We start from the raw sequence: 12,795 nt of genomic DNA on the forward strand, positions 1-12,795 counted from the left end.
GCCTTGCCGCATGATCGCTCAGGTAGCAAGGGCAACACGGCATAACGCATGTATGTTGCATTCTTCGGACTGGCGCATCGACCGTTCGGCCCCGCGCCATGCCAGGGGTCCCTGCATTGGACCGACCCGCATTGGCATGACTTCGAGCGCCTGCGCCTGGCGCTGATCGACGGCGCGCCTCTGGCGCTGGTGCTGGGCAGGCCCGGCACCGGCAAGACCACCTTTCTGCGCGCGCTCCTTCGCGACGAAACCCTGACCGACATCTTCCGGCCGGCCTTCCACACCAATCCCACCGGAGATGGCCCCACACTCCTGCGCTGGATCCTCTCGGCCTTCGGCGCCGAAGCGGGCGCGGCCGATCCCGACAGGCTCCTGGCCCGGGTCGGGACCGTGCTGGCCGAGATCCGCGCTGCCGGCCGGTTGCCGCTGCTGGCAATCGACGAGGCACAGGGTCTGTCCGCTGCCGGTCTTCAGATGCTCGACCGGGTGGCGTGCCCCCGGCAAGGCGCCCTGCAAGGCGAAGGTGCGGCCCTCCAGATCGTGCTGGCCGGTCTGCCCGATCTCGAACCGCATCTCGAACAGAGCCATCCCTCGCGTCTCGGCCTGTCACGGGACAGCATGGTCCGGCTGCAGCCGATGACCGCGGCCGAAACCGCCGATTACATCCGCAGCCGGATCGTGGCTGCCGGAGGCGATGCCGATGGGCTTTTCGACCCCGGGGCGCTGGCGCTGATCCATGACCAGGCCCATGGCCTGCCGCGTCTGGTCAATACGATCTGCGACCGTAGCCTGAACGCCGCCTTCGGCGCGGGCCGGCCCCGCCTCGATGGCGCTTTCATCCGCGAGGTGCTGGCCGAATGGCAGGAGGATAGCGGCGACCCCCTCTGCCTGTTGGAGTGCCCCGCCCCCTCGCCGCCGCGGGCGCCACAGACGGCCCCACCCGGCGCCCGCCCGCGCCCCGTTGCGCAGCCTCCGCCGCCCGACGCGGCCGCGGTCCCCTCCATCCCGCCACCGCCGATATCTGCGCCGCTTTCCGCGTCATCTTCCGTATCGGCTTCCGGGGCGGTCTCTGCGCCTGGGCCCTCACCCGCGCCGCCGCCGCGCCGCCGTCCGCGCGGCAGGCGGCTTCTGGCGGCCTCGACCGGCGCCGGGCTCGGCCTTGCGGCGGTCTTCGTCGGAGGCGCCCTGATCGTCGGCTTGCCGAGCGGGCCCGGAACGCCGATCGACGCGACCTCCCCCCGCCTGGCCGGTGCGGGCGCGGTTCCCGAAAGCCGTCGCGCGGCGCGGCTTTCGGATCGGTCGCAGGCGGCGGGGACGGTCCCCGGCGCAGGAAGCGCCGAAACAGGGTCCACGGAAACAGGCTCTGCGGCCGAGCGGCTGGCCCGGACCCGAACCAGGATCGAGGCGGCAGAGACCCGGCTTGCGGACACCCTGAGCGAGCTTGAGCGGCTCGCGGCACGGCTGCGCGACGCCACCAAAGAAACCGGCGCGGCCGAAGCCAGGCGCGACGCGGCGCGGGACGCGGCCAAGCGCGCCGCGGCCGACTTCGCGCAATTGCAGGACCGGATCGCCGAAGCGGAACTGCGCCTCGACGCGCTGGACCGACGGCTGGCCGAGGGCGACGCCGACCGGCTGACCGGATTGCAGGCCACCGCCGCGCCGCCCGCCCCCAAGCCCCGGTCTGATCCAGCCCCGGCGCCGCTCCCGGCCACCTCGCCGCTTGAGCTCGACGCCGCGTCGGCCGATCCACGGGTGGCGCAGCGCCAGTACCGGCATGCGCTCGGCAGCACCGATCCGCTTGATATCGCCATCGCCTATTCCCGGGCGGCGGTGAACGGGCAGAGCCGCGCCGCCTATTACCTCGGCCAGATCTACGAGGTCGGCGACGGCGTCGAGCGCGATATCGACACCGCGCGGCAATGGTACCGGATCGCCGCGGCCGAGGTGGCAGCGGCTCAGGTCAGGCTCGAGGACCTGCCCGAAGCTCCCGCCGATCCCGACCGGGCCACGGCCCGGCCGCTGGCCTCAAGCCGGAGCGATGGCGTGATCGAACTGGTCTGGCAGGGAAGCGGTCCCTTCGTGGTCGAACTGGCCGCCGAGCCCGGCCCGCCCGCGGCCCGCTTCGCAACGGCTCTGACGGCGGCGCGCCTGACCCTGCCCGCGCACCCGTCCCTGCTGTGGTGGCGGATACGCGCCGGGCGCAGCGCCCCCACCGAGTGGCAGAGGATCGACCCGCGCTAGCAGGCCGCGTCCCCAGTTGGAGACCGCCCCGGCGCGCTCAGATCCGAGCGCGGAAACGGCACGCCCTGCTTCGGACTGCCGACTTGCAGCGCGCGCGGATCAGCAGCCGCCGATGGCGGCGCAGACCCGGCGGCGATAGAGCGCATTTGCCTCATTCGCACCGGGACCGGCTGTGGCGTCCTCACGCGTGCAGGGCAGCGAGAATTCGGGATCTATCCCCATATTGACGCAGGCTGCGACCTCCCAGCCGGGCGGAATATCGGTCAGGTCCACCTGGCTCCATTTCGAGTGGCCGGTCTCCTTCAGCGCATCGAACCTCCTCAGCACCAGATGCGAGATGCTGCGGACCGCGTCGCAGCTTGCCCGGTGATAGCGGTTCTTGCGGATCCGGTAATCATAGGTCATCAGCACCGCCTTGACCGCCACCGCCTCGACCGGCCCGGTCTGGAACGGATAGGTGCCCTCGGGGATCGTCGCGGGCGTATAGACCGCCTGCAGCACCGGGTCCGTCAGCGCCAGAAGATGGAACTGCCCGGCCGCGATCTCGGGGGTCTGGAACAGCTTCGTCGGCGCCCCAGCGACATAGAAGAAGGCGTCGATCTCGCCTGCCAGCAGCTGGCGCAGCGACTCGTCGGGACCGATCTGCACGCGCTCTGCCGCCACTTCGGCAAGGTCGAGCACCAGCGTCGCGGTGACATGGGTGCCGCTGTTCTCGACGCCCACCGCGACGCGCCTGCCCGCCAGATCGGCAAGGCTGCCGATATCGGCGCGGGCCAGCAGATGGACCTCTTCGTTGTAAAGCGGAAAGGCGATCCGCACGCCGGCGATGGTGCGCGCCATCTCGGGATCGTTCGCGGCATAGGTGCGCAGATATTCCAGCACGTCGCTCTGGACGATGCCGAACTGGGTAAAGCTCCGTTGCCGGACGCCGACGAAATTCTCGAGCGAGCCGGCGCTTTCCCGGACATTGAGCGTAATGCCGCATTCCGCGGCGATACCGGCGATGTCGCGGCCGAACTGGATATAGGTGCCGGTCGGGCCGCCGGTCAGGATGTTCTTCTCGAAGGTCTGGGCCGGGACGGACGTCGCCGTAACCAGGCCCGCGATTGCGGTGAAAATGACAAGAAGGCCTGCCTGCAGGCCGGAAAAGGGACGACTGAAAAGGGACATTCGGCAACACTCCTCACGGTGCGGCCGGGCGGCACCAGATAGCTAGCACCGGCCGAGACCGCGGATCAGCGAAACGAGAGTCTGGCGGTTGATCCCGCCGAACACGGTGCGCAGCGCGTCGGGCGCGCACATGCCCTCGCCGAGCAGCCGTTCAAGCTCGGCACGTTCGGCCGCGCTGGCCTCGCCAAGCCCGGGCGCCTCGGAGACCGCCCGGGCGACCGCCTCGGCCGAGGGCGCGGGTCCGGCACGAAAGGCCGGCCGCGCGCCCGGCGCGCGGGCAGCAGGCGCCGGTGGTTCAGGCGGCGCGGCCTCCGCGGCTTCGGTCATGTCTGCACCGGTTGCGGGCAGCAGGCGCCGCGCGGCCTCGATATCGGCGGCAAGCTGTGCTGCCCGCGCCTCGAGTGCCGCGACCTTCGCCTCGGCCGCCCGCTCGCGCTCTTCGGCCATGACCCGCGCCTCCTCGACCAGCGTCGCGGCCCGGGCGCGGCCGTCTTCCGCCGCGGTCTCGGCCGCCTGCCGTGCCGCCTCGGCCGCATCGCGCGCCCCGGCCGCCGCCTCGAGCTCTTCGCGCAAGGCCGCCAGAGCGGTTTCGGTCTCTTGTCCTTCCGCCAGCAGGGCCTCTTGCCGGGCCTCGGCCTCGGCGATCTTCCGGGCCTGTGCGGCGGCCCTGGCTTCGGCCGCATCGGCCGCCGCCGAGGCGGTTGCCGCGCGTTCCCGAGCGGCGCGTTCGGCCTCGGCCGCCTTTTCCTGCGCGGCCTCAAGAGCGGCCAGTCGGCTCTCTGCCGCGCTGCGATCCGACCCGGCCTGTCTTGCCGCGGCCTCGTTCTCCTCCCGGAGTGTCTCGGCCGTCTCCAGCGCCGTCCGGGCGTCGGCAGTCTGCGCGCGGATCGTCTCGAATGCGGCCCGGGCCTCGGCCATCCGCGCGGTTTCGGCCTCGAGCCGGGCCTGCATATCGGCCAGCGCCGCCTCGGTCTCGCGCCGTTCCGCCTGCGCGGTCTCGGCCGAGGCCTTCGCCCGTTCAACCGTTTCGGCAAGATCCGCCGCCTCGGTTCCGGCGGCATCGCGCGCGGCGCGGGCCTCGTCAGCCGCACGCTCCGCCGTCTCGGCGGCCCCGGTCGCGGTCTCGATCCGGGCCGTCAGCGCGGAATGCTCGGCCTCCAGACCGGCCAGCTCGGCGCGCGCGGCCTCGATACGGGCCGTCAGCTCCGCGAGCCGGGCCTCTCCCGCCGCCTCGGCCTCGGACTGGTGCCGGGTGGTCTGTTCCAGCTCGGCCTCGGCCTCGGCCAGCGCGTTCAGCGCCTTGCGCAAACGCTCCTGCGTCTTTTCCAGAACCGCCTCGGCCTGGGCGCTCTCTTCGGAAAGGGCCGCGATGATGCGTCGGTAAGAGGCCGCCTGTTCCGACAAAGCGCCGACACCGGCCTCGCCCGGCGTTTCGGTCTCCTGACAGTTTCCGATCGTGCCCGATACGGACAGCACGGCCGCCGCCGCGGCCAGCCAAGCGTAACGCATCCGTCCCTCGCCTCGTCAAAGCGGTCCCCCCGGACCGGATGCCGAAAAGTGTGACCTCAGGCAGGGATCAAGGCAAGGGCCGAAACCCCGACCCGGCCGCTGTACCTGCCGCCCCGCATCGGACAGCTCGAATTGTCCGGGCTTTCTTCGGGCGCGTTAAGACTGCGCCAAATCCCGTACCGCAGGATGGCCGGGCGAACAAATTGTGAACGGAAATGCCCCGCCACCGCCCGCCCCCCACCGACCGGTCCGGCGCGCATCGACCGGCCATGCCGTTCCGATGACCCGGCTCGATGTCGACCGAAGGTTCCTGCTGCTGACGGCGGCGGGTTATCTGACAGCCTTGGCCGCGATTGCCGCGGCGCTGTGGCTGGTGGCCATACCCACGCTGCACAAGCTGCACCGGGCCGCGCTCGAGACCCAGGCCCAGACCCGTGCGGCCGGAGTGCAGGATGCGCTGACGCTGGTTCTGGCGGATGCCCGGACGCTGGCCGAGGCCCCGGGTACGGCCGCCTATCTTGCCGGGTCGGGCCGGGTTCGTCCCGCACAGATGCGCCGCGACCTCGAACGGCTTGTCGACGGGGTGACGGCGCAGGCCTTGCTGTTCGACCGTCGGGGCAATGTCCGGCTGAGGGTGCCGGGCCGGATCGGGCATCCGGTCTTCGGCCTGGCCGAAACCCGCCAGGGGCTCAGCCTTCTCGAAAGCGGGCGCCTCGGCGGCGCGCCCATCGTGTCGTACCGGCCCGGCAAGACCCCGGTCGAATCGGCCTTCCTGATTTCGCTGCCCATCCTGTCCGACGGCCAGCCGCGCGGCATGCTGGTGATCGAGAAGCATCTCGACCTCAGCCGGATTCTGGCGGGCGACGCGGTCTCGGCGGCAACACGGCTGGCCACCGGGTTTCAGGTCCGGATGTATCCCGACTGGAGCGGCGACCGCGACGATCTGATCGCCGCGCCGGTCGCAGGCACCGATTTTTACGTGATGATCGCGCGCAATACCGGGCTGACCGCCCGGCTCGCCTGGGAAATGGGAAGCGAGGTCTTCCTGTTCACCGGTCTCGCATTGCTGCTGCCCTTCATGGCGATGGGGCTGGCCGGGCACCGCTTTATCGTCGCGCCGCATCGCGCGCTGGAAGACAGCCGACGACGCCTGACCGCACAAAAGGCGGAACTGGCCGAACTGGCGCAGATCGCCAGGATGTCCCACGATTCGATCATGGTCTCGGACCGCGACCGGCGTATCGTCTGGACCAATCCGGCCTTTCTGACCCTGACAGGCTACGCGGCGGAAGAGGTGCTCGGCCGGGATGCGGACGCGCTGCTTCAGGGGCCCGGCTCCGACCCGGCCGTCAGCCGCACCCTGCGCGAGGCGATCGCGGAAAAACGTCCGGTTCGCGCCGAAATCCTGAATTACCGCCGCGACGGCACGCCGTTCTGGGCCTATCTCAGCATCACGCCGATCTTCGACAATCACGGGCAGGTGACCCGTTTCGCGGCGATTTCCTCCGACATCACCCGCCGCAAGGCCTATGAAGCCCAGCTCGAGGCCGCCCGGCACAAGCTTGAACAGCAGGCCCTGCAAGACAGCCTGACCGGCCTGCCGAACCGGCGCGCGCTTGAAAACCTGTTCGAGGAGCTCGCTTCGGAGGCGGATCCCCGCACCATCATCCGCATCGATCTCGACCATTTCAAGAACGTCAACGATACCCATGGCCACGCCGCGGGCGATCATGTGCTTATCCGGATCGCCGAGATCCTGCGCGAGGGCATCGCGCCGGGCGATGTCGCGGCACGGATCGGCGGCGACGAATTCGTGATCCTGCTCGGCCCCGGGCGCGATGCCCTTGAGGCGCAGGCCATGGCCGAGCGGCTGCGCGACGAGATCCTGCGCGACATCCCGTTCCAGAACAAGACCTGTCGGATCGGGGCCAGTTTCGGCATCTGCGCCGCGGACAAGCGGCTGGTCGACAATTCCGCGCTGCTGGTCAGTGCCGATGCCGCGCTTTACGCATCGAAGGACGGCGGACGCAACGCGATCACGCTCTACACCCCGTCCCTGCACCGCGACGTCCAGCAAAAGCGCCGCCTTGCCCTCGAGATCGAGCATGCCGTGCTGCGCGAGGAATTCCTGCCCTATTTCCAGCCCCAGTTCGATGCCGCGACCCATGCCCTGGTCGGGATCGAGACGCTGGCGCGCTGGCGCCATCCCTTGCGCGGCATCCTGACCCCGGCGGCGTTTCTCGGGCTGGCGGGGCAGATGTCGGTGCTGCCCGAGATTGATCGCATCATCTATCGCAAGGGGCTGGAGGAGGTCGCCGCGATGAACCGCGCGGGCTTCTCGATCCCGAAAATCTCGTTCAATGCGGGCGTCGCCCAATTGCGCGATACCGACCTGCCCGGCATCGCCGCGACCATCGATATCGGGCCCACGCGGATCGCGCTCGAAGTGCTCGAAAGCGTGCTGGTCGAAGAACAAAGCGACGAATTCGGCTTTCACATAGATCTCTTGCGCGAACAGGGCTTTGGCATCGAGATCGACGATTTCGGATCGGGCCATGCCTCGGTCGTGGGGCTGATGCAGCTTGCGCCCGATGTGATGAAGATCGACCAGCGTCTGGTCGTTCCCGTCACCCGGACAGAGCGCGCCCGACGGCTGGTGCGCAGCATCGTCGATATCGGCCGGACCTTCGGGATCGGGGTGACGGCCGAAGGTGTCGAGACCTCCGCCCATGCCGAGATCCTGGCCGGGCTCGGTTGCGACACGTTGCAGGGCTTTCATTTCGCCCGGCCGCTGGCGGCGGACGATTTCTGCGCCCGGCTGGCCGCGGGCCGGTTCGGCGACCGCCGCCCGGGCGCTTCCTCGGTCGCCTGACCCATGTGGCGGCGGCCTGTTCCGCCAGGCTTCAAGACTTTCGTAACCCATTGGGCGTACCACCGGGAGTGACTGGATGAGCAGGGAGAATCCCGTGACTGGTTTTGCGAACGAGATGTCCCCGGCGTCGGCAAGCTCCGGCCCGGACAGCGCGGCCGCGGCGGCGGATGCCACCGTCGAGCCTCGGCCCACACACCTTCTGACCATGTCGCGCGGCGCGCCAGAGGCGGTTCCGGCCTCGGCGATGCGCGTGCTCCGCGCGATGGGCGTCGAGGCGGTGATGATGCCCGGCGAGGGCGTCGGCCTGACCTTCCGGCGCGAGATCCCGAATTTCCTGCGGCTCGACCCGTTCCGGCTTACCGATCTGGCCCCCGCGCCCGCCGCCGAAGATGAGGCAGGGGTCGTCCCCGATGATCCCAGTGATGATCCCGGTCTCGAGGCGGGCCTGCGCGAAGAGGAGGCCGAGACCGCCCCTGTCGGGGATGCGGACGAAACGGCTGGAATGCGCGACGAAATCGCCGCTGATGCCGCCGCAGAGGATGAGCTTTCCGACCCCGGGCTCCCGATGCCCGAAGAGGCGGAAGACGAGGCCGCCTCCGAGACAGTCGTCGCGGAGGAGGACGCAGCCGATTTCGACAGCTCGGAAGGCCAGGACGTCGACGCGCCCGACACGGAAGCCTCCCTCGCCGACCCGACGCCCGAAGCGGGTGCGGAGGAAGAGTTGCCGAATGCCCCGGAGCCCGAGACCGGGGACGAAACCGCCACCGGCCTGGCCGACCTCCCGAAGGAGGCCGGTCCCGGGCCCGACATCGGGCTCGGAGAAGACGACATCCTTCCCGACATGCCCGAGGCCGAGGCAGCGGCCGAAGATGATCTGGCCGCAACCGACAGCTCGGACATCGCGGCACTGGACGAAACCGGGAACGAAAGCCCCGATGACACTGCCGAACCGGCAGAAGCTTCGGATGAGACGTTCGGCGCGGCTCTCGACCGGGTGATGGACAGGCTCGACCTGATCGAATTCATGCTCGGCAGTCCGCGCGACGATCTGGGCGACGCTGATCCCGGCGAAAGCCTCGGAACGCGCATCGCGACCATCGAGGCCGCAATGGCACGGGTCGAGGCCAACCAACAGCGTCTGGCCGAGGGCCTCGAACGGGTCGAAGTCGCCGTCGCGCGGATCGAAGCGGCGCTTGACACGCTCGCCCAACCGTCGACCGCCCCGGAAGAAGATGCCGACGATACCGACAATTCGCAGGCCGCCATCGAAGCGATCGAGGAGCGGATCGAAGCCATTGCCGAACGTCTGGGCGACGTCCAGTCCTCGCATTCGGGCGAGATCGCGGCCCTGCTCGAACGGATCGAGCGACTGGCCGAGGCCCAGCCCGAGGGCAGCGTCAGTGCCGACGATATCGCCGCCCGAGCCATCGAGATCGATGCCTTGTCAAGCCTCGTGACCGCGCTGTCGGAACAGCTGATGGCCGGCCGGGGAGAAGAGCGGCAGGGCAATCTCGATGCCGTGCTCGACCGGCTGAACGCGACCCAGGAGAGCATCGCTGCGATGGTCAGTCAGTTGCTCGAAGGCAGTTCCGCGGCCGAACGGCGGTTCGGCGCCTGACGCTACGCCCTGCCTCTTCGTCCGCGACTGGCGTCATCCCCATTGCGCCCCGGACAGACCGGTCCCCGATCCCGGACAAAGGATCGGGGGCCTTGTCTGGTCTGCCCCGCGTATGGTCTGCCCGGGCGGCATGCCACCGCTCCATGAAGGGGCGGCCCAAGGCTCAGGAGGCCCCGGCCACCGCCCGTCCGGTCAGCACCCGAACCAGATGCGCGCGGTAGTCGGGACTGCCATGCAGATCGCCGATCATGCCCTCGGCTGCGACCGTCAGTTCCGACACCGCCTCGGGCCGGAAATCCGCCGACAGCGCCTCTTCCGCATCTCCCCAGCGGAACACCCCTTCCTCGGCGGCGCCGGTAACGGCCACCCGCACCCCGTCGGCGAAACGTGCCACGAAGACGCCGACCAATGCAAAACGCGAGGCCGGCTGGACGAATTTGACATAGGCCGCCTGCCGGGGCACCGGAAAGCGGATCTCGGTGATGATCTCGCCCTCTTCCAGCGCAGTGGCGAACATGCCGTCGAAATAATCCCCGGCCGCGATCTCTCGGGTATGGGTGCGGATCGTGGCATCCGAGGCCAGCACGGCCGCAGGGTAGCAGGCCGAGGGGTCGTTATTGGCCAGCGATCCGCCGATGGTGCCGCGATTGCGCACCGCCGGATCGCCGATATGCCCCGCGAGATCGGCAAGCGCCGGGTAGGTCTCGGCGGCCTCGGCCGCCACCACCGCATGCGGTGTCGCGGCGCCGATGCACAGAACGCCGTCGGCCGTGTTGCGGACCCCCTTCAATTCTTCGATGCCGGTCAGGCTGACCAGCCGCGCCGGGCTTGCCAGGCGTTGCTTGAGCGCCGGGATCAGGGTCTGCCCGCCCCCCAGCGCCTGCGCCTCTTCCTGCCCGAGTGCGGCGACGGCCGCATCGAGCGTGGTCGGACGGTCGAATTCGAACGCGTACATGGTCCCCTCCTCAGCCCTGCATCGCCGCCCAGACGCGCGACGGCGTCAGCGGCATGTCGATATGCGCCACATCGGTGAAACCGCCGCGATGGAGCGCGTCGATCACCGCGTTGACGACGGCGGGCGGCGCCCCGATCGCGCCCGCCTCGCCACAGCCCTTCACGCCCAGCGGGTTATGGGTGCAGGGCGTCGCGCAGGAATGATCGACCCGGTAGAAGGGCACATCATCCGCGCGCGGCATGGCATAATCCATGTAGGAGCCCGACAGAAGCTGGCCGTATTCATCATAGGCCGCCGCCTCCATCAGCGCCTGGCCGATGCCCTGCGCCACCCCGCCATGGACCTGCCCCGAGACGATCATCGGATTGACGATATTGCCGAAATCGTCGGCCGCGGCGAAAGAGCAGATAGTGACCTTGCCGGTCTCGGGATCGACCTCGACCTCGCAGGCATAGGCCCCGGCGGGATAGGTGAAGTTGTTGGGGTCGTAGAAGGCGGTCTCCTCAAGCCCGGGCTCGAGTTCCTCCAGGGGGTAGTTGTGAGGGACATAGGCCGCGAGGGTCACATCGCCCCAGGCCACGGACTTGTCGGTGCCGGCGACGGTGAATCTGCCATCCTTCAGCTCGATGTCTTCGGGCGCGGCCTCCATCATGTGGCCCGCGATCTTCTTCGCCTTGGCGATGATCTTGTTGGTCGCCCGCACCATGGCGGACCCGCCGACCGCGAGACTGCGCGAGCCGTAGGTGCCCATGCCCATCGGCGTATTGGCGGTGTCGCCATGGACGATCTCGACCATGTCCTCGCCGATGCCGATCATGTCGGCCACGACCTGGGCAAAGGTCGTCTCGTGCCCCTGGCCGTGGCTGTGCGAGCCCGTCATCACCACCAGCCCGCCGGTGGCATTGACCCGGACGGTCGCGCTTTCGTAAAGCCCGGCGCGGGCGCCGAGCTGACCGACAAGCTGGCTGGGCGCGATACCGCAGGCCTCGATATAGCAGTTGAGCCCGAGCCCGCGCAGCCTGCCCCGGGATTTGCTATCGGCCCGGCGCGTCTCGAAGCCCGCGACATCGGCGATCTCGAGAAGCTTGTCCATGGTCGCATGGTAATCGCCGGTATCGTATTCGACCGCGACGGGCGTCGAATAGGGAAACTCGGTGACGAAGTTCCGGCGCCGGATCTCGACCGGGTCGATCCCCATCTCGCGGGCGGCCTTGTCGATGACACGCTCGAGCTGGAAGGTGGCCTCGGGCCGTCCGGCGCCGCGATAGGCATCGACCGGTACGGTATTGGTGAAGACCGCCTTGACGTTCACATAGATCAGAGGCGTCCTGTAATTGCCCGCCATGAGCGTGCCATGCAGCCAGGTCGGGACCGAAGGCGCGAAGGTCGAGAGATAGGCCCCCATATTGGCATGGGTCTCGGTCCGGAGCGCCTGGAAATGACCCTCGGCATCCAGCGCAAGCTCGATCCGGGTGACATGGTCGCGGCCATGGGCGTCGGAGATGAAGGCCTCGGACCGGGTGCAGGTCCATTTCACCGGACGCCGGAGTTGCTTGGCGGCAAAGGTGCAGAAGGCCTCTTCGGCATAATGAAAGATCTTCGAGCCGAACCCGCCGCCCACATCGGGGGCGACGACGCGCAGCTTGTGCTCGGGGATACCCAGCACGAAGGCGCCCATCAGAAGCCGGATCACATGCGGATTCTGCGAGGTGGTGTAAAGCGTCGAATCCTCGGTGGCCGGGTTGAAATCGCCCAGCGCGACGCGCGGCTCCATCGCGTTCGGTACCAGACGCTGGTTGACCAGATCGAGGGTGGTGACATGGGCCGCGGTCTCGAAGGCGGCATTCACCGCCTCGCGGTTCTCCTCGACGAAGCCCCAATCGTAGCAGAGGTTGTTCTTGAGTCCGTCATGGACAAGCGGCGCGTCGGCTGTGAGCGCGGCCCTCATGTCGAGAACGGCCGGAAGCTCGTCGATCTCGACCTCGACCGCCTCGGCGGCGTCGCGGGCCTGTTCCGCGGTTTCGGCCACGACCACCGCGACCGGATCGCCGACATGGCGGACCTTGTCCCTGGCCAGCACCGGATGGCCCGGCTCCTGCATCGGCTGGCCGAACCGGTCGGTGATGAGCCAGCCGCAGGGCAGACCGCCAACGCCCTCGAAATCGGTGCCGGTGAAGACGCGCAGCACGCCCGGCATGGCCTCGGCCTCGGAGGTGTCGACGCTGGTCAGCCGGCCATGGGCGACCTGCGATCGCACGAACCAGGCATGAGCCTGTCCGGGCAGGTTGATGTCGTCGGTATAGCGACCTTTCCCGGTCAGGAACCGCTTGTCCTCGCGCCGTTTCGAACTGGCGCCGATGCCGTGGTCTTTCGGCATTGTTCTCCTCCCTGATACGATCTTTCAGCGAAAGATCGGTCCGAATTTTCGAC

7 protein-coding genes are annotated in these 12,795 nt (G+C 69.0%); 3 read left to right on the forward strand and 4 right to left on the reverse strand.

What is annotated here, in order from left to right; translation table 11 throughout:
* Window positions 1-48 precede the first annotated feature (48 nt).
* Window positions 49-2,241, forward strand: coding sequence for an AAA family ATPase (locus tag A6W98_RS13200; RefSeq protein WP_042462162.1), 2,193 nt, complete (start codon window positions 49-51; stop codon window positions 2,239-2,241).
* Window positions 2,242-2,340: 99 nt separating this feature from the next.
* Here A6W98_RS13200 and A6W98_RS13205 read toward each other — a convergent pair whose 3' ends face one another.
* Window positions 2,341-3,411 carry a TAXI family TRAP transporter solute-binding subunit gene (locus A6W98_RS13205; protein WP_081251929.1) on the reverse strand — a complete coding sequence of 357 codons (1,071 nt, stop codon included), beginning with the start codon at window positions 3,409-3,411 and terminating at the stop codon, window positions 2,341-2,343.
* Between the two features lie 42 nt (window positions 3,412-3,453).
* On the reverse strand, window positions 3,454-4,920 hold the full coding sequence (locus A6W98_RS13210) for a coiled-coil domain-containing protein (protein ID WP_042462164.1): 1,467 nt from the start codon (window positions 4,918-4,920) through the stop codon (window positions 3,454-3,456).
* A 280-nt stretch (window positions 4,921-5,200) separates the two neighbouring features.
* Here A6W98_RS13210 and A6W98_RS13215 point away from each other — a divergent pair, with 280 nt between their 5' ends.
* Together A6W98_RS13215 and A6W98_RS13220 are read left to right on the forward strand one after the other, a co-directional pair.
* Complete coding sequence (locus tag A6W98_RS13215; protein WP_042462167.1) at window positions 5,201-7,792, forward strand: putative bifunctional diguanylate cyclase/phosphodiesterase; 2,592 nt, start codon at window positions 5,201-5,203, stop codon at window positions 7,790-7,792.
* A gap of 94 nt (window positions 7,793-7,886) precedes the next feature.
* Window positions 7,887-9,410: a hypothetical protein gene (locus A6W98_RS13220; protein WP_155734806.1), complete on the forward strand. Its 1,524-nt coding sequence runs from the start codon at window positions 7,887-7,889 to the stop codon at window positions 9,408-9,410.
* A gap of 163 nt (window positions 9,411-9,573) precedes the next feature.
* Here the strand turns inward: A6W98_RS13220 and A6W98_RS13225 are convergent, their stop codons facing one another.
* Both A6W98_RS13225 and A6W98_RS13230 read right to left on the reverse strand, forming a co-directional pair.
* Window positions 9,574-10,365, reverse strand: a complete 792-nt coding sequence (locus tag A6W98_RS13225; RefSeq protein WP_042462172.1) for an FAD binding domain-containing protein — start codon at window positions 10,363-10,365, stop codon at window positions 9,574-9,576.
* Between the two features lie 10 nt (window positions 10,366-10,375).
* Window positions 10,376-12,742: a xanthine dehydrogenase family protein molybdopterin-binding subunit gene (locus A6W98_RS13230; RefSeq protein ID WP_042462174.1), complete on the reverse strand. Its 2,367-nt coding sequence runs from the start codon at window positions 12,740-12,742 to the stop codon at window positions 10,376-10,378.
* Window positions 12,743-12,795: the final 53 nt, after the last annotated feature.

Origin of the sequence: Rhodovulum sulfidophilum DSM 1374 (genome assembly GCF_001633165.1) — a bacterium.
In the GTDB taxonomy this organism is placed as follows: domain Bacteria; phylum Pseudomonadota; class Alphaproteobacteria; order Rhodobacterales; family Rhodobacteraceae; genus Rhodovulum; species Rhodovulum sulfidophilum.